Source organism: Paraburkholderia podalyriae, assembly GCF_014397785.1.
In the GTDB taxonomy this organism is placed as follows: domain Bacteria; phylum Pseudomonadota; class Gammaproteobacteria; order Burkholderiales; family Burkholderiaceae; genus Paraburkholderia; species Paraburkholderia podalyriae.
The window spans coordinates 207,689-225,808 of the sequence record NZ_VZQQ01000006.1; the positions used below are offsets into that span (position 1 = coordinate 207,689).

At 64.7% G+C, this 18,120-nt stretch carries 15 protein-coding genes; 4 read left to right on the top strand and 11 right to left on the bottom strand.

Translation table 11 applies throughout. The annotated features are described in order from the left end of the window. Positions 1-4: 4 nt before the first annotated feature. The 7 genes from ubiB to F6X42_RS09425 form a co-directional block, all read right to left on the bottom strand. On the bottom strand, positions 5-1,582 hold the full coding sequence (gene ubiB, locus F6X42_RS09395; protein WP_187633944.1) for a ubiquinone biosynthesis regulatory protein kinase UbiB: 1,578 nt from the start codon (positions 1,580-1,582) through the stop codon (positions 5-7). Between the two features lie 15 nt (positions 1,583-1,597). Further along, complete coding sequence (locus F6X42_RS09400; protein WP_187633945.1) at positions 1,598-2,242, bottom strand: ubiquinone biosynthesis accessory factor UbiJ; 645 nt, start codon at positions 2,240-2,242, stop codon at positions 1,598-1,600. Positions 2,243-2,416: 174 nt separating this feature from the next. After that, positions 2,417-3,415, bottom strand: coding sequence for a Tim44 domain-containing protein (locus F6X42_RS09405; protein WP_187633946.1), 999 nt, complete (start codon positions 3,413-3,415; stop codon positions 2,417-2,419). 37 nt (positions 3,416-3,452) lie between these two features. Then, entirely contained in the window at positions 3,453-4,184 is a 732-nt protein-coding gene (gene ubiE / locus F6X42_RS09410; protein WP_187633947.1) for a bifunctional demethylmenaquinone methyltransferase/2-methoxy-6-polyprenyl-1,4-benzoquinol methylase UbiE, read from the bottom strand. A 66-nt stretch (positions 4,185-4,250) separates the two neighbouring features. Then, positions 4,251-4,664, bottom strand: a complete 414-nt coding sequence (locus F6X42_RS09415; protein ID WP_187633948.1) for a gamma-butyrobetaine hydroxylase family protein — start codon at positions 4,662-4,664, stop codon at positions 4,251-4,253. A 98-nt stretch (positions 4,665-4,762) separates the two neighbouring features. Beyond that, positions 4,763-5,191, bottom strand: coding sequence for an HIT family protein (locus F6X42_RS09420; protein ID WP_187633949.1), 429 nt, complete (start codon positions 5,189-5,191; stop codon positions 4,763-4,765). A 33-nt stretch (positions 5,192-5,224) separates the two neighbouring features. After that, positions 5,225-9,331, bottom strand: coding sequence for a DUF3683 domain-containing protein (locus tag F6X42_RS09425; RefSeq protein ID WP_187633950.1), 4,107 nt, complete (start codon positions 9,329-9,331; stop codon positions 5,225-5,227). Positions 9,332-9,834: 503 nt separating this feature from the next. Between F6X42_RS09425 and ilvA the strand changes: the two genes are divergently transcribed. Genes ilvA through queF form a run of 3 tightly spaced genes read left to right on the top strand, consistent with a single transcriptional unit; the run spans position 9,835 to position 13,147 of the window. Continuing rightward, the gene (gene ilvA, locus F6X42_RS09430) at positions 9,835-11,400 is read left to right on the top strand and encodes a threonine ammonia-lyase, biosynthetic (RefSeq protein ID WP_312892594.1); all 1,566 of its coding nucleotides are present in this window, start codon (positions 9,835-9,837) and stop codon (positions 11,398-11,400) included. Positions 11,401-11,423: 23 nt separating this feature from the next. Then, positions 11,424-12,326 carry a 5'-nucleotidase gene (locus F6X42_RS09435; protein ID WP_187633952.1) on the top strand — a complete coding sequence of 301 codons (903 nt, stop codon included), beginning with the start codon at positions 11,424-11,426 and terminating at the stop codon, positions 12,324-12,326. Further along, a complete protein-coding gene (queF, locus tag F6X42_RS09440) occupies positions 12,323-13,147 on the top strand; it encodes an NADPH-dependent 7-cyano-7-deazaguanine reductase QueF (RefSeq protein ID WP_187633953.1) in 825 nt (274 codons plus the stop codon). The genes F6X42_RS09435 and queF overlap by 4 nt, the downstream gene beginning before the upstream one ends. Positions 13,148-13,238: 91 nt before the next feature. On the opposite strand, the gene F6X42_RS09445 is transcribed toward queF, so the two are convergent. From F6X42_RS09445 to F6X42_RS09455, 3 genes are all read right to left on the bottom strand, one after another. Then, complete coding sequence (locus F6X42_RS09445; protein ID WP_187633954.1) at positions 13,239-13,625, bottom strand: RidA family protein; 387 nt, start codon at positions 13,623-13,625, stop codon at positions 13,239-13,241. A gap of 70 nt (positions 13,626-13,695) precedes the next feature. Next, entirely contained in the window at positions 13,696-15,177 is a 1,482-nt protein-coding gene (locus F6X42_RS09450; RefSeq protein WP_187633955.1) for an N-acyl-D-amino-acid deacylase family protein, read from the bottom strand. 3 nt (positions 15,178-15,180) lie between these two features. Beyond that, the gene (locus F6X42_RS09455) at positions 15,181-16,071 is read right to left on the bottom strand and encodes a MurR/RpiR family transcriptional regulator (protein ID WP_187633956.1); all 891 of its coding nucleotides are present in this window, start codon (positions 16,069-16,071) and stop codon (positions 15,181-15,183) included. Positions 16,072-16,226: 155 nt separating this feature from the next. On the opposite strand from F6X42_RS09455, the gene F6X42_RS09460 reads away from it, so the two are divergent. Next, positions 16,227-17,504 carry an amino acid deaminase gene (locus F6X42_RS09460; protein WP_187633957.1) on the top strand — a complete coding sequence of 426 codons (1,278 nt, stop codon included), beginning with the start codon at positions 16,227-16,229 and terminating at the stop codon, positions 17,502-17,504. A gap of 109 nt (positions 17,505-17,613) precedes the next feature. Here the strand turns inward: F6X42_RS09460 and F6X42_RS09465 are convergent, their stop codons facing one another. Next, a complete protein-coding gene (locus F6X42_RS09465) occupies positions 17,614-18,117 on the bottom strand; it encodes a MarR family winged helix-turn-helix transcriptional regulator (protein WP_187634026.1) in 504 nt (167 codons plus the stop codon). Between the last annotated feature and the right edge of the window lie 3 nt (positions 18,118-18,120).

The following is an 18,120-nucleotide window of genomic DNA, read 5'->3' on the forward strand; positions in this document are numbered from 1 at the left end:
GGTTCTATCCACCATAAGCCAGTACCAGGAACGCGCGCGCCAGCATCGCGCCGACGCCGACCGCCACGCCGAACAGCAGCAGGCCTTGCAGCAGACGGTTAGTGCGCTTCTGCTCGAGCAGGATCTGGCGGATCACGTCGTCGTTCGCGCCGCCCACCGGATGGTGACGTTCGGCCAGCAAGTTATGAACGAGGCGGGGCAACTGCGGCAGCGTCTTGCTCCACTGCGGCGCCTCGATCTTCAGACGCTCGTACCAGCCGCGAACGCCAATCTGCTCGTTCATCCAGCGCTCGAGGTAAGGCTTCGCGGTCTTCCACAGATCAAGTTCGGGATCGAGCGAGCGGCCGAGGCCTTCCACGTTCAGCATCGTCTTTTGCAGCAACACGAGCTGCGGCTGAATCTCGACGTTGAAGCGCCGCGATGTCGAGAACAGGCGCATCAGCACCTGGCCGAGAGAAATGTCCTTCAGCGCGCGATCGAAGTACGGTTCGCAGACCGCGCGGATCGCGCTTTCGAGTTCTTCGACACGCGTGCTCGGCGGCACCCAGCCGGACTCCAGATGCAGCGTCGCGACGCGATGGTAGTCGCGCTTGAAAAACGCGAGGAAGTTCTGCGCGAGGTAGTTTTTGTCGAAGTCCGACAGCGCGCCGATTATGCCGAAGTCGAGCGCGATATAGCGGCCGAAGTGCGCGGGATCGAGGCTCACCTGGATGTTGCCGGGATGCATGTCGGCATGGAAAAAGCCGTCGCGGAACACCTGCGTGAAGAAGATCTCGACGCCCTCGCGCGCGAGCTTCGGAATATCGACGCCCGCCGCGCGCAACGTATCGACCTGGCTGATCGGCACGCCGACCATGCGCTCCATCACGAGCACCGTGGGCGTGCAGAACTCCCAGTACATCTCGGGCACGAGCAGCAGGTCGAGCCCCTGGAAGTTGCGCCGCAACTGGCTGCCGTTGGCGGCCTCGCGCATCAGATCGAGCTCGTCGTGCAGGTATTTGTCGAATTCGGCGACCACCTCGCGCGGCTTCAGGCGCTTGCCGTCGGCCCACAGACGCTCGGCCCACACAGCGATGTCACGCAACAGCGCGAGGTCGGATTCGATCACCGGCAGCATGTTCGGGCGCAGCACCTTGACGGCGACCGCCTTGCCCGCATGCTGGCCGGCCTTCACCTTCGCGAAATGCACCTGCGCGATCGATGCGCTCGCGACCGGCACCCGCTCGAAATCGTCGAACAGCACGTCGACCGGCGCGCCGAGCGACTTCTCGACGAGCGCGATCGCGACCGCCGAATCGAACGGCGGCACCTGGTCCTGCAGCTTGGCGAGTTCATTGGCGATATCGACCGGCAGAAGATCGCGACGCGTCGACAGCACCTGGCCGAACTTGACGAAGATTGGCCCGAGGCTTTCGAGCGCGAGCCGCAGACGCACGCCCGGCGGCGCATCGAACTTACGGCCGAGCGTCGTGATACGCAGCAGCAGACGCACGCGCCGGTCGTTGATGCGGCTCAACATCATTTCGTCGAGGCCGAAGCGGATGACCGTAAAAAATATCTTGAGGAAACGCAGAAAACGCATGGCTGTGCCCGGTGACTAGCGCGTGCCGCGCGACGTGGCGGCGCCGCCCGGCGCTTGCGCGCCGCGGGCTTCGACCTTCTGTTCGAGACGCTCGATCCGCTTCTCGACGCGCGCGAGCGAATCGCGTGCGCGCGCCAGCTCGAGGTTGAAGTCCGAGAGCGCGGTGCGGCGTACCAGCTGTGGATTTTCGTCGAGCAGATACTCGGCGGCGGTGTCGAGCAGGTTGCGGCCGGTGCGCTGCACCTGCTCGCCGACCGAGCGCACGAGCGACGTGATGCGCCACGCGGGCCCATCACCGATCAACTTCGCGAGATCTTCCTCCGGCTCCCAGCGCAGATGCTCGGCGAGCTTCGCGATCACGGTCGCGAACTCGGCGTCGCCCTCGATCTTCACGTGCTTCATCACCGCGGCCTGGCCACCTTGCAGGAACGCCGGCAGTGCGTCGGACGGCACCGAGATCGTCACGTCGAACTGATGCGCATCGGCTTCGTCGAGCGTGCCGAGGTAACCGTCGGGCTGCACGAGCAGCGCGAGGACAACCGGTGGACATGACAGGTGAGCGGTCTTGCCCGCGTACGGGGCGAGGCGCTCGCGGGCCCACGATTCGCGGGCGAGCAGATGATTGACAGCAGCAGCGAAGGGCTTGGCGGCGAGGGTCATCGAAAGTGGCAAGAAAAAACCCGCGCGAGCGAGGTGCTTGCGCGGGTTCCCATTGTAGCGTCCGTTCGCTTCGCGGCCTGCTATGCCGAACGGCCTAAGCCATGCGCGAGGCCAGGAATCGCCGTGCCGCGGCCAGCGTTTTGCGAGGCAAACGCGACTCGATGCTTCGGCATGTCAGTGTTGCTCGACCTGCTGGATGCCGGCAAGCAGCCAGCCTTCGCCAGCGCGGTTCGCCTTCGACAGGTTCCATACCTCGACGAACGGCTCGGCCGCCGCGCCCGGCTCCTCGCGGATCAAACCGGAGAAGCGCACGCTCGCGAAGGACTCGTTCGCGCGCTCCTCGACGCCGAGGAGCTCGGCGTTCAGTTGCACGACATCGGTCCGGTTCGGCTGCGTGCCGCGCGACGCGAGATCGACGCGCACCTCGGCGAACATTTCCGGCGTCGTGAATTCGCGGATGTCCTCGACGTTGCCGACGTCCCACGCGGCCTGCAGGCGCACGAAGTACACCTTCGCGTTACGCAGGAACGCTTCCGAATCGAAGCCGGCCGGCACCGACGGCGTCGCGCCGACGGACGGCGTGGTCAACGGATTGCCTTGCGGCTCGAGATACGCGCCGGTGGGCGGCGCGGTGTACTGCGGCTCCTGCATATACCCGGTGCTGTTGGCGTTCAGCGACGGCGCCGTGCCCGCGTAGGCCGGCTGCGCCGCATTGCGTTTGCGGGCGATGAAGCGGCGGATGAGCCAGATCGCGACCATCGCGATCAACGCGATCACGATCACATTGGCGAACATGCCGGCGAATGCCTCGCCGAGCCCGAAATGCGACAGCAACGCGGCGATGCCAAGGCCGGCCGCAATACCGGCGATCGGCCCGAGCCAGCGATTACGGTTCGGCGCGGCGGGCGGTGTGGGCGTAGTCGCGGGCGCCGGTTGCGCGCGCTGCTGCGTGGCCTGATTGTTCTGCGCCGGCTGGGTTGGCGGGGTCGTCTGGCGCTGCTGCAGACTATTCGATTGACGGCCGAAGCTGCGACCGCCGCCCATGCGGCGCGCTTCGGCGTCGAGGGAGGCAAGGGTGCCGGCCATGAGCAGACCGACCATCGCGATCAGTCCGATTCTTCTCGCCAGCGCCCCCCTTACCTTACGAGTAGATAACACAATCGAATCGGGCATTTCGCACTTTCCTTTAAAAAACGATGGGTTAGGAAACCTAGTATTTGGTCCCCACATGTAAAGCTACCACGCCAGCTGACAAATTGTAATATTTGACGCCGTCGAGACCAGCTTGTTCCATCATCGTTTTTAGGGTTTCCTGGTCCGGATGCATGCGGATCGACTCCGCCAGATACTGGTAGCTTTCCGCGTCCTTGGCGAAGCGCTCGCCGAGCCACGGCAGCACCTTGAACGAATACAGATCGTAGACCTTCTTCAGCGGATCCCAAACCTTCGAGAATTCCAGCACGAGCAGCCGCCCGGCCGGCTTCAGCACACGACGCATTTCGGCGAGCGCGATGTCTTTATGCGTCATGTTGCGCAGCCCGAAAGCCACGGTCACGACGTCGAAGTAGTTGTCCGGAAACGGGATTTTCTCGGCATCGCAGAGCAGCGTCGGGGTAATGATGCCCTTGTCGAGCAGCCGGTCGCGGCCCACGCGCAGCATCGATTCATTGATGTCGGTATGCCAGACCTCGCCCGTCTCGCCCGCCTGTTTCGCGAACACTTTCGACAGGTCGCCGGTGCCGCCCGCGAGGTCGAGCACCTTGTAGCCCGGCCGCACGTTCGCCTGGGCGATCGTGAACACCTTCCACGCCCGGTGCAATCCGCCCGACATCAGGTCGTTCATCAAGTCGTAGTTGGCGGCCACCGAGTGGAACACCCCCGCCACTTTCTGCGCCTTGTCCTGTTCGTCGACCGATTGAAAGCCGAAGTGGGTTTTGCTCATCGCGCTCGTCCTTTCGCGTGTTCTTGAATGTTGCGCCGCTCGAGCGGCGTTCGGGGGCGAATCGTATCAGTGACAGTGCCCGTGCGCAGCAGCGGCAGGTACCATCGGCGTATCGCGGTCGATGCCGGCCGCTGCCAGTTTGGCGAGATACGCGCGCCAGAGTTCATCCTGACGCACTGCCATGTCGTACAGCAGGTCCCACGAGTAGATGCCGGTGGCGTGTCCGTCGGAGAAGGTCGGCTGCAGCGCGTAATTGCCGACGCCTTCGATCATCGTGATCGTCACGTCGCGCTTGCCGGTCTGCAGCGTTTCCTGGCCGGGCCCGTGGCCCTGCACTTCCGCCGACGGCGAATACACGCGCAGCAGCTCGAACGGCAGCCGATACGCTTCGCCGTTCGCGTACTGCAGTTCGAGCACGCGTGACTTCGAATGCACGACCACGCCGGTCGGCACCGGCGTCTCGGGAGTCAATCCGCTCATGTTGGCCTCATCAGATAACGGCGGGTGATAACGGCGGGTCGGCCGCCCCACACGCCGACGGGAGCCCGGCGGTGCGCGGCGACGGATTTCAGCGACGCTCAGCGCAGCGCCTGTTCGATTTCCTGCCGTACGGCTTCGCGCAGCAGCGTGGCTTGCGCACGGCGCGACGACAGCATCGCCTCGGACACCGTGCGCTGGCGCGGCGCCCAGATCGGCAGTGGGAAATGGGCGTCGTTCGAAAAACGCGGAATCACGTGCCAGTGCACGTGCGGCACCTGGTTGCCGAGGCTCGCGAGGTTGATCTTCGCGGGCTGCATCACGCGTCGCTGCGCACGCTCGACCGCGTACACGGCCTTCATCACGTGATCGCGCTCGTCGACCGAAAGATCCGAAAACTCGGCGACGTGGGCATTCCAGATGACCCGGCAAAAGCCCGGGTAGTCGTGTTCGTCGGCGAGGACGACGCGCAACGAGTCGTCCTGCCACAGCACATCGCCGCCGTCTTCACGGCAAAAAACGCAGTCCATCGTCGTCCTCGGCAAAAATCGTTGGTCGTGCCATTAAACCAGCACGCGCTCGATTCCGCCATTGTTCGCCCGTTGAACGTAATCCGCCATCCAGTTCTCGCCAAGCACGTGGCGTGCCATCTCGACGACAATGTAATCGGCCTCGGTACCCGCGTCTTCGTTGTAGCGAGACAGCCCTTGCAGGCACGACGGGCAGCTCGTGAGGATCTTCACGTCGGTCGCGCCCGCGTTCCCGTGATTGGGCTGCGGACCGTCGCCGGCCTTCAGCACGGAACCGTTCGGCGCGCCCGCGGCGCCGGCCGACGCATTCGCCGGATTGATCGCGTTCGCGCCCGCTTCCGCGAGGAGTGGGATGCCGCGCAGCTTCGCCGCGCCCTTGCGGATTTCTTCTTCCTTGCGGAAGCGCACCTGGGTCGAGATGTCGGGACGCGTGACCGCGAGCGTGCCCGATTCGCCGCAGCAGCGGTCGTTCTTCTCGATCTTGTAGCCGTCCTGCTCCGAACCCATCAGCTGATTGACGAGCTTGACCGGGTCCATCGTCTTGATCGGCGAATGACACGGGTCGTGGTACATGTAGCGTACGCCGTTCACGCCATCGAGCTTGATGCCTTTTTCCAGCAGATACTCGTGGATGTCGATGATCCGGCAGCCCGGGAAGATCTTTTCGAATTCGTAACCGGCGAGCTGGTCGTAGCACGTGCCGCACGACACCACCACCGTCTTGATGTCGAGGTAGTTCAGCGTATTGGCGACGCGGTGGAACAGCACGCGGTTGTCGGTGACGATCTGCTCGGCTTTGTCGTACTGGCCCGAGCCGCGCTGCGGATAGCCACAGCACAGGTAGCCCGGCGGCAGCACGGTCTGCACGCCCGCCTCCCACAGCATTGCCTGGGTCGCGAGACCAACCTGCGAGAACAGCCGCTCGGAGCCGCAGCCCGGGAAGTAGAACACCGCTTCGGTGTCGGCGGTGGTCGTCTTCGGATTGCGGATGATCGGGACGATCTTATTGTCCTCGATATCGAGCAACGCGCGCGCGGTCTTCTTCGGCAGGTTGCCCGGCATCTTCTTGTTCATGAAGTGGATCACCTGCTGCGTGATCACCGGCTTGCCGACCGTGGCGGGCGGATGCGCGGTCTGCTTCTTCGCGAACTTCTTCAGCACTTCATTGCCGAGGCGCTGCGCCTTGTAGCCGACGCCCATCATCGCGGTGCGCGCGAGGTTGATGGTCTGCGGATTCGTCGCGTTCAGGAAGAACATGCCCGCCGCGTTGCCCGGGTTGAACTTCTTCTTGCCCATTTTGCGCAGCAGGTTGCGCATGTTCATCGACACGTCGCCGAAGTCAATCTTCACCGGGCACGGTGTCACGCACTTGTGGCACACGGTGCAGTGATCGGCGACGTCGTTGAATTCGTCCCAGTGCTTGATCGACACGCCGCGGCGCGTCTGCTCTTCGTACAGGAACGCCTCGACCAGCAACGACGTAGCGAGAATCTTGTTGCGCGGGCTGTACAGCAGGTTCGCGCGCGGCACGTGCGTCGCGCAGACGGGCTTGCACTTGCCGCAGCGCAGGCAGTCCTTGATCGACTCGGAAATCGCGCCGATATCGGACTGCTGCATGATCAGCGATTCGTAGCCCATCAGGCCGAAGCTCGGCGTGTACGCGTTGCGCAGGTCCGCGCCTTTGAGCAGCTTGCCCGCGTTGAAGCGGCCATGCGGATCGACGCGCTGCTTGTACTTGCGGAATTCGCCGATCTCGTCGTCGGTCAGGAATTCGAGCTTCGTGATGCCGATGCCGTGCTCGCCGGAGATCACGCCGTCGAGCGAACGCGCGAGCTTCATGATGCGCGCGACCGCCGTGTGCGCGTCCTGCAGCATCTCGTAGTTGTCGGAGTTGACCGGCAGGTTCGTGTGGACGTTGCCGTCGCCCGCGTGCATGTGCAGCGCGACGAACACGCGGCCACGCAGCACCTGCTTGTGGATCGCCTGGGCTTCGTCGAGGATCGGCTCGAACTCGCCGCCGTTGAAAATCTGCCGCAATTCGGCGCGGATTTCCTGCTTCCACGACACGCGAATCGTGCGGTCCTGCGCAAGGTGGAACACGGTTGCGTCGGGTTGCGCGTCGACGCGATCGGCGAACTTTTCGGCGAGCGATTCGTAGCCGAGGCCGACCAGATAGTGCTGCGCCTCGCGCAGCGACAGGTCGAGCTTGTCGCGCACGAATTGCCAGCGCGTGCGCACACGCGCGAGTAGATCGAGCGCCTGCTGCACGCGGTCTTCGAGCAGCTCGGCGCTCGGGATTTCGTTCGCGTCGTCGCTCTTGCCGAGCGGCAGCTTGCCGTCCTTGAAGAACACTTCGAGCGCGTCGACCAGTTGCAGCTTGTTCTTCAGCGACAGCTCGATATTGATGCGCTCGATGCCGTCCGTGTACTCGCCCATGCGGTCGAGCGGAATCACGACGTCTTCGTTGATCTTGAACGCGTTGGTGTGCTTGGCGATCGCGGCGGTGCGGCTGCGGTCGAGCCAGAAGCGCTTGCGGGCCTCGGCGCTGACGGCGACGAAACCTTCGCCGCTCTTGCCGTTGGCCATGCGCACGACTTCCGACGTGGCCTGCGCGACCGCGTCCGCATCGTTACCGACGATATCGCCGATCAGCACCATCTTCGGGAACGCGTTGCGTTTGCTCTTCGTCGCATAGCCGACCGCGCGCAGATAGCGCTCGTCCAGATGCTCGAGACCCGCGAGAATCGCGCCGCCCTGGCGCGATGTCTCGAACAGGTAGTCCTTGATTTCGACGATGCTCGGAATCGCCTCGCGAGCCTGGCCGAAAAACTCGAGACAGACGGTGCGCGTATGCGCGGGCATCTTGTGCAGCACCCAGCGCGCCGACGTGATGAGCCCGTCGCAGCCTTCCTTCTGCACGCCCGGCAGACCGGCCAGGAATTTGTCGGTGACGTCCTTGCCGAGGCCTTCCTTGCGGAACACACGGCCCTTGATGTCCAGCGCTTCGGTGCGCAGCAGCTTCTCGCCCGGCGCGTAGTTCCCGTCGAACCACTTGAGCTCGAAACGCGCGACGTCTATGTCGTGGATCTTGCCCATGTTGTGCGCGAGACGCGTGACTTCGAGCCAGTTCCCTTCCGGATCGACCATGCGCCACCACGCGAGGTTGTCGAGCGCCGTGCCCCACAGCACCGCCTTCTTGCCGCCCGCGTTCATCGCGACGTTGCCGCCGACGCAGGACGCGTCGAGCGAGGTCGGGTCGACCGCGAACACGAAGCCGGCCTGCTCGGCCGCCTCGGTCACGCGCCGCGTGACGACGCCCGCGCCCGAGAAGATCGTCGCCACCTTGCGATCGACGCCCGGCAGTTGGGTCATTTCGACAGGGCCGAGCTGTTCGAGCTTTTCGGTGTTGATGACGGCCGAGAACGGCGTGAGCGGCACCGCGCCGCCCGTGTAGCCCGTGCCGCCCCCGCGCGGAATCACGGTCAGGCCAAGTTCGAAGCAGGCCTTGATCATGCCGGCGATCTCGGCTTCGGAATCCGGCGTCAGCACGACGAACGGGTATTCGACGCGCCAGTCGGTCGCGTCGGTCACGTGCGAGACGCGCGACAGGCCGTCGAACTTGATGTTGTCTTTCTGCGTGACCTTGCCGAGCACGCGCGTAGAACGGCGGCGCAGGTCGTAGGTCTGCTGGAATTCGCTGGCGAACTCGTCGATCGCGCGGCGCGCGGCCTGCACCAGCTTTTCGACGCGCGCGGCGCGCTCGACGCCGGCTTCGTCGCCGTGTTCGCGCAGATCGGCGCGGCGGCGCTTCTCGATTTCGGCGAGACGGTGATTGAGCGCCTCGATCAGAAGCGCGCGGCGCTTCGGGTTGTCGAGCAGGTCGTCCTGCAGATACGGATTGCGACGCACGACCCAGATATCGCCGAGCACTTCGTACAGCATGCGCGCCGAGCGGCCGGTACGGCGTTCGGCGCGCAGTACGGCGAGCGCGTCCCAGGCGTCGTTGCCGAGCAGGCGGATGACGATTTCGCGGTCGGAGAACGACGTGTAGTTGTAGGGAATTTCGCGCAGACGCGCTTCGGGATCGGCGGCCACCGCAGCAGTGGCGCCGTGCGGATCGAAAACTTGAGGTGCGTTCATGTTTGGACGACTCGGTAGGTCAGCCCGACGCGCTCGTCACGAGGCGTCGGCCGACAGTGCGCGTGGGGCGCAATGCTTGAAATCTTCTAGGGCTTCCAGGGGAGCGAACACGACCGGCGGCCAACTCACGGCGGTCGCTTCGCGGCACTCAGAGACAGCTACACGATCGCGCGTGGCGGACATGCCGCTCCGCCGCGGGGCACGATTCGCGCGGGACCGGCATCAAATGGGCGATCCGAGGCTGCCAGTGCATCTTCCGATCCTTATTCCAAAATGGAATTCTACCGCATCATTCCACCACGCGTTGACGGCGGGAAGCGGGGCGGCGGCGGCGATTCGGGGGTTTTGGCGGGGGAATCCGGCGACGATTCGCATGCCGCCTGATTGACCGTCCGGACGGTTTGGTCAACTGCGATCACGCGGTTCGAAATGCCCGGGTCAGCGGCGCGGCATCCTTCCCCGCCGTGCGCGGAACGGCCAGAGCGGGCACCGTTGGCGCTATCATTGACGCTTTCCCGTCTTACACAGCGCACCGCGCCACCCGCATGGCTTCCCACGACTACCTGAAAAAGACCCTGACCGCGCGCGTCTACGACGTGGCGCGCGAGACCGAACTCGAACGCGCGCCGAACCTGTCGGCACGCCTGCGCAACCCGGTCTATCTGAAGCGCGAGGACAACCAGCCGGTGTTCTCGTTCAAGCTGCGCGGCGCGTACAACAAGATGGCGCATATTCCGGCCGAGGCGCTCGGACGCGGCGTGATCACCGCGTCGGCGGGCAATCATGCGCAGGGCGTGGCGTTATCGGCGGCACGCATGGGCGTGAAGGCGATCATCGTCGTGCCGGTGACGACGCCGCAGCTCAAGCTCGACGCGATCCGCACGCATGGCGGGCCGACCGTCGAGATCGTGCAGTTTGGCGAATCGTATAGCGATGCCTACGGCCACGCGGTCAAGCTGCAGGAAGAACGCGGCCTGAGCTTCGTGCATCCGTTCGATGATCCGTACGTGATCGCGGGCCAGGGCACCGTCGCGATGGAAATCCTGAGCCAGCACCAGGGGCCGATTCACGCGATCTTCGTGCCGATCGGCGGCGGCGGTCTCGCGGCCGGGGTCGCCGCGTACGTCAAATCGGTGCGCCCCGAGATCAAGGTGATCGGCGTGCAGACCGATGATTCTTGTGCGATGGCCGCGTCGTTGAAGGCAGGCGAGCGCGTGACCTTGAACGAAGTCGGTCTGTTCTCCGACGGCACCGCAGTGAAGCTCGTCGGCGAAGAAACCTTCCGCCTGTGCCGCGAATATCTGGACGAAGTGCTACTCGTGAACACGGATGCGCTGTGCGCCGCGATCAAGGACGTGTTCCAGGACACCCGCAGCGTGCTCGAACCGGCCGGCTCACTCGCGGTGGCCGGCGCGAAGCAGTACGCCGAACGGGAAGGCATCGAGAACCAGACGCTGATCGCGATCACGTCGGGCGCGAACATGAACTTCGACCGCATGCGCTTCGTCGCCGAACGCGCGGAGGTGGGTGAAGCACGCGAAGCGGTATTCGCGGTGACGATCCCCGAAGAGCGCGGCAGCTTCAGGCGCTTCTGCGAGCTGGTCGGCACGCGCAGCGTCACCGAATTCAACTACCGGATCGCCGACGCGAACTCGGCGCATATTTTCGTCGGCGTGCAGATCCGCAATCGCAGCGAGTCGGCGCAGATCGCCGGCGCATTCGAAGCGCACGGCTTCGCGACCGTCGACCTGACCTTCGACGAACTGTCGAAGCAGCACATCCGCTACATGGTCGGCGGCCGCTCGCCGCTCGCGCGCGATGAGCGTCTGTTCCGCTTCGAGTTTCCCGAGCGTCCGGGCGCGCTGATGAAATTCCTGTCGTCGATGGCGCCGAACTGGAACATCAGCCTGTTCCACTACCGCAACCAGGGCGCGGACTACAGCTCGATTCTGGTCGGCATTCAGGTGCCCGAAAGCGACCACCACGCGTTCGAGCGCTTCATCGAAACGCTCGGCTATCCGTGCTGGGAAGAGACGAAAAATCCTGTCTATCGCCTCTTCCTCGCGTGATCTCTTCGGACCGGAATGCACCGATGGCGCTTTCGCTTGTCGACAAACTGGTGGTCGCAATCTCGTCGCGCGCGCTGTTCGACTTCGAGGAAGAAAACTGCGTCTACGAGGCGGGCGACCTGAAGGCCTACGAAGCATTGCAGCGTGAGCGCCTGAACGTGCCCGCGAAACCGGGCGTCGCGTTTGCGCTGATCCGCAAACTGCTCGCGCTGAACGCCGGCGATCATCGCGTCGAAGTGGTGATCCTGTCGCGCAGCGATCCGATCAGCGGTCTGCGCGCGTTTCATTCCTGCCGCGAACACGGGCTCGCGATCGAGCGCGGCGTGTTCACGCGCGGCCGCGCGCCATTCGGTTATTTGAAGCCGCTGAACGCGTCGCTGTTTCTGTCGGCGAATCAGCAGGACGTGCGCGATGCGCTCGCCGCTGGCTTCCCGTCCGCACGTGTATTGCCGGAATCGGCGAAAATGGCGAGCAAGTACCCGGACGAAATCCGCATTGCGTTCGACGGCGACGCGGTCTTGTTTTCCGACGAAGCGGAACGCATCTTCCAGACCGACGGCCTGCGCGCCTTCGTCGGTCACGAGATCGACAACAAGCATCTGCCGCTCGCGGACGGTCCGCTCAAGCCGCTGCTCGAAGCATTGCACCGGCTGCAAAAACTCGCGGACGCGGCCGCGCCGATGCGCATTCGCACGGCGCTGGTCACGGCGCGCTCGGCCCCCGCGCACGAGCGCGCGATCCGCACGCTGATGGCATGGAACATCGAAATCGACGAAGCGATGTTCCTCGGCGGCCTCGACAAAAGCGCATTTCTGCGCGAGTTCGAGCCCGACTTTTTCTTCGACGACCAGATCGGCCACTGCGAATCGGCCCGCGTCGTAACGGCGACCGGGCACGTGCTGAGTGGCATCGTGAACGCATCATGACACCCGAACAATCCCCGCTCGGCAAGTCCTCGACTTACACCGAACAATACGATCCGACGCTGCTGTTTCCGATCGCGCGCAGCCATGCCCGCGAGGCGATCGGCATCAGCGCGCGACTGCCGTTTTTCGGCACCGACATCTGGAACGCCTACGAGCTGTCGTGGCTGAACGCGCGCGGCAAACCGCAGATCGCGGTCGCGACGTTCTTCGTGCCGGCCGACTCGCCGAACATCGTCGAGTCGAAATCGTTCAAGCTGTATCTGGGCTCGTTCGCGCAGACTGCGTTCGACTCGGCCGAGAGCGTGCGCGACACGATCAAGCGCGACGTGTCCGCGTCGTGCGGCGCGACGGTGTCGGCACATCTGAGCACGCCGCACGAATTCGGCAGGCTGAAAATGGAAGAATTCGACGGCCTGTCGCTCGACCGGCTGGAACTCGAGGCGAGCGTCTATCAGCCGGACGCGTCACTCTTGAGCGCGGCGCACGACGAAGCGCCGGTCGAGGAAACGCTGTTCTCGAACCTGCTGAAGTCGAACTGCCCGGTGACCGGTCAGCCGGACTGGGGCAGCGTGCAGATCCACTACGCCGGGCCGCAGATCGATCACGCGGGCCTGTTGCGCTACATCATTTCGTATCGCAATCACACCGGCTTTCACGAGCAATGCGTCGAGCGGATCTTCGTCGACCTCATGAAGATGTGCAAACCGCTGAAGCTCGCGGTGTACGCGCGCTACACGCGCCGCGGCGGGCTCGACATCAACCCGTTCCGCACCAACTACAACTTGCCGATGCCGGACAACATGCGGCTTGCGCGGCAGTAACGCAGCACAAAAAACAGCGTTAAACGCGACGAGGGCACCGCAGGCCATCACGGCCTGCAGCGCCCTCGTCGCATGAAAGCCATCAAAGCGATCAGGCCGCCGGCTTCTTATAAGCGACGCAGTCCACCTCGACCTTGCAGTCGATCACCATCGACGACACCACGCACGCGCGCGCCGGCGGATTCTCGCCAAAATACTCGCGAAATACCTTGTTGAACGACGCGAAGTCGCGCGCATCGTCGAGCCACACGCCGCAGCGCACGACGTGCTCGGCGCCATAGCCGGCTTCCTTCAGAATCGCGAACACGTTCTGGATCGCCTTGCGCGATTGCTCGACGATGCCGCCGTTGATCACTTCGCCGTTTTCCATCGGCGTCTGGCCCGACACGAACAGCCAGCCGTCCGCTTCGACCGCACGCGCGAACGGCATAACCTGACCGCCCGTTCCCTTTCCGCCTTCCACGCCATATCGCTTCATCGTCACACTCCTTAAAAAGTCGGGTACGCGCGGCGCCCTCGCCGCGCGTACCACCATCAATCGATAAAAATTAGAACGCGCCCTGCGCATCGCCCTTCGACGGCGCGCCGCGCGAGACGAACCGACCAGCCCGCTCGCCCGTCACCGCGCCGTCGCGATACGACAGCACGCCGTTGACCCACACCGCGTCGATGCCGGCAGCGGGCTGCTGCGGCTTGTCGAACGTTGCCATGTCGTGGACTTTCGCCGGATCGAACAGCACGAGGTCGGCGTGATAGCCGATATGCACTTCGCCGCGTTGAGCGAGTCCGAAGCGGCGCGCGGACAGGCTCGTCATCTTGCGCACCGCTTCCTCGAGCGGCAGCAAAGCGGCATCGCGCGCATAGTGGCCGAGCACGCGCGGAAACGCGCCCCACAGCCGCGGATGCGGCAGCGGATCGTTCGGCAGGCCGTCCGAGCCGACCATCGTCGCCGGATGCGACAGGATGCGTCGCACATCGTCTTCGGACATGTTGTGATAGACCGCGCCGGCCGGCTGCAGGCGCTTGCCCGCCTCCTGCTGCGAGACGCCCCATGCGGCCGCGACTTCCTTGATCAGCTTGCCCGCCATCTCCGGATGCGGCTCGGACCACGTGATCGTGATGTCGATGTCGCCCGTCACCTGCTTCAGATCGAGTGTCGACGAACTGCGGTTATACGGATAGCAGTCGCAACCGACCGGCTGCGCGCCGCGTGCGCCTTCGAGCGACTTCAGCACCTCGACACTTCGCCCCCAATTCGACGGCCCCGCGCACTTCAGATGCGAGATCACGACCGGTACGCGCGCATGACGGCCGACGCGATAGGCCTCGTCCATCGCGTCGAGAATCGCGTCGAACTCGGTGCGCATGTGGGTCGTGTACAGCGCGCCCGCGGCGGCGAGCGGCTCGGCGAGCGCCATCACTTCCTCGGTCGGCGCGGCGAACGCCGAACCGTATGCGAGCCCCGAGCTGAGACCGAGCGCGCCGTGCGCGAGCGCTTCCTCGAGCTGCGCGCACATGCCTTCGATTTCCTGTGCAGTCGCCGCGCGATCGAGCCGGTCCATCTGGTTATTGCGCAACGCCGTGTGCCCGATCAGCGCGCCGACGTTCACCGCCGGCCGTGCGGCGTCCACCGCGTTCACATAGTCGGCGAAGGTCGGGTACTGGAACACGTCGCGCTCGCCGAGCAGGTTCATCGGATCGGGCGGATCGCCCTTCAGCGATACCGGCGACGCGCTGATGCCGCAATTGCCGACGATCACCGTCGTCACGCCCTGGGTGATCTTCGGCAGCATCTGCGGCGAGCGGATCACGTGCGTGTCGTCGTGCGTGTGTACGTCGATGAAGCCAGGCGCAAGCGCGCGCCCCTCGGCCTCGATCACCTCTTCGGCGAGCCAGTTCGACAGATTGCCGATCGCGGCGATGCGCCCGTCGCGAATCGCCACGTCGCGCTCGACGGGCGGCGCGCCCGTGCCGTCGTACAGTTGCGCGCCGACGATCAGCGTATCGGCGGCTTCGGGATGCGAGTGCATGGATCAATCTCCTAACGGTTGTCGATCGCCGCCGCCGCGGTGCGCGTCGAGCGCGTGCTTCATGCGGCGCAGCAATTCGCGGCTCTCGTCGCCCTGACTGACCGCAAGTTCGGTGACGAGCACATCGAGCGCCATCATCAGCGCGTAACGGGATGACGACGGCTTGTAAATGAAATCGGTTTCGAACGCGACGATCGGGATCAGCCAGTCGGCGAGCTTCGCCAGGGGCGACGCGGGCGCGGTCAGCGCGACCACCGTCGCGCCGTAGCTGCGCGCGATCTCGCAGTTCTCGACCATCTCGGGCACACGGCCGGTGGCGGACAGCGCGATCACCACGCACTCGCGCGACACCGTGCTCGCCACCATGCGCTGCAACAGCCCGTCCTGATAGGTTGCGACCGGGCGGCCGAGGCGCACGAGCCGAAAGCGCATTTCGTCGGCGAGCGCGGTCGAGCCGCCGCCCATGCCGAACACGTAGATCATGCGCGCATTGCGCAGCGCGGTCGCCGCTTCGGCGAGCGGCGCCGCGCGCAGTAGCTGATGGTTGTGCGCGAGCGCCGTTTGCAGCTCGTCGAACACGCGCGTGGCGATCGGCTCGGGTGCGTCACTTGCTGCGCCGCGCTCGAGAAAACGCTGACCGACCGCGGCCGCCTGCGCGAGCCGCAGCTTCAGTTCGCGCACGTCGCGGCAACCGACCGCCTTCGCGAAGCGCGTGACGGTCGCGATGCTGACCTCGGCCTGCTGCGCGAGCGCGCCGATGCTCGCGCGCGACGCGCCGGTGAGATCGTCGAGGATCAGCGCGGCGACTTTGCGTTCGGCCGAGCGCAACTCCGGCGCGCATTCGGCGATGCGCGCGACGATGTCGAAAGCGAGCGGTTCGGCGCTACTGTTCATGGCAGGCGGTGGGGTTCGCGGCACGGCTTTCGCGGCCCTTTCCGGCAGCCTTCGAAACCCATGGTACTAAATAACATTCCTTCAGACATCGTACTTTCGGTAACATGATAAAGTCAAATCTGACTCAATTTACCCGGACGATGGAGCACGGAGACATGAAAGTTACAAACTATCAGGGCGCGACGATTGATCCTTATAGCAAGGGCTTGGGCATGGTTCCGGGCACGAGCATCCAACTGACGGACGCCGCGCGCCTCGAGTGGAACCTGCTCGCCGAAGACGTCAGCCTGCCGGCCGCAGTGCTGTACGCGGATCGCGTCGAGCACAACCTGAAGTGGATGCAGGCGTTCGTCGCCGAATACGGCGTCAAGCTCGCGCCCCACGGTAAGACCACGATGGCGCCACAACTGTTTCGCCGTCAGCTCGAAACCGGCGCGTGGGGCATCACGCTCGCCACCGCTCATCAGGTGCGCGCGGCGTACCACGGCGGCGTCTCGCGCATCCTGATGGCGAACCAACTGGTCGGCCGCCGCAACATGATGATGATCGCCGAATTGCTCAGCGATCCGGATTTCGAATTTTTCTGCCTCGTCGATTCGGTCGAAGGCGTCGAGCAGCTCGGCGAATTCTTCACGTCGGTGAAAAAGCCGCTGCAGGTGCTGCTCGAACTCGGCGTGCCGGGCGGGCGCACCGGCGTGCGCGATGAAGCGCAGCGCAACGCGGTGCTGGACGCGATCGCGCGCTATCCGGACGTGCTCAAGCTCGCGGGCGTCGAACTGTACGAAGGCGTGCTGAAGGAAGAAGCCGAGGTCCGCGCGTTCCTGCAAGGCGCGGTCGCGGTAACGCGCGAACTGGTCGAGCAAAGGCGTTTCGCGCGCTCACCGGCGGTGCTATCGGGCGCGGGATCGGCGTGGTACGACGTGGTCGCCGAAGAGTTCGCGCAGGCGACGCAAACCGGCAAGGTCGAGGTCGTGCTGCGCCCGGGCTGCTATCTGACGCATGACGTGGGCATCTATCGCAAGGCGCAGACCGACATCTTCAAGCGCAATCCGGTCGCGAAGAAAATGGGCGAAGGGCTGCTGCCGGCGCTGCAATTGTGGGCGTACGTGCAGTCGATTCCCGAGCCGGATCGCGCGATCATCGGCCTCGGCAAACGCGACTCCGCGTTCGACGCTGGTATGCCGGAGCCCGCGCGTCACTATCGTCCGGGCCAGCAAGCGCCGCGCGACATCGCCGCGAGCGAGGGCTGGGAAATCTTCGGCCTGATGGATCAGCACGCGTATCTGCGGATTCCCGCTGGCGCCGATCTGAAAGTGGGTGACATGATCGCGTTCGACATCTCGCATCCATGCCTGACGTTCGACAAGTGGAAGCAGGTGCTGGTCGTCGATCCGCAGTATCGCGTGAAGGAAGTGATCGAGACGTTCTTCTGATTGGCCTGGATTGCGCCGCGCTCATTGAAGCGCGAGTTGTTCGACCAAAAAAAAGGCTGTGCGCCCTTGGGCTCACAGCCTTTTTTATCGCCCCGCCCGGAGCAGAAGATCACACGCGTTGCGCCGCCTCGTCGCCAGCGCTCTGCTGCGCCGCCGCGACGTCCACGCTCGCGGCGCTGGCGTTGGCCGTCACTTCGCCGATGCGCGTCTCCAGCATTTTCAGCGCGCTCGACAACGCCCCGAGCGCCTCATCCGGCAACCCGGCCATCGTGTCGTGCAAAAACGCATTGCGACGCGGCAGGCTCTCCTCGGTTGCGGCGTGCCCCGCTTCGGTCAGGCGCACGTTGGTCACGCGGTTGTCGCGTGCATCCATGCTGCGCGCGATCCAGCCCATGCCTTCGAGCGCCTTCAATTGTCGCGTCAACGCACCCGGATCGACGCGCAGCCGCTCGACCAGCCGCTTCTGCGACGACTCGCCGGCCTGCTCGTGCAGCGCGAGCAGAATGCGCCAGCGTGGCAACGGATGACCCACCTGGGCCTCGAATGCCGACATAAACGCCCGATACGTGCGGCCGAATTGCTGCATGATGGCGACGCGGTCCTGTTCTTCCATAAT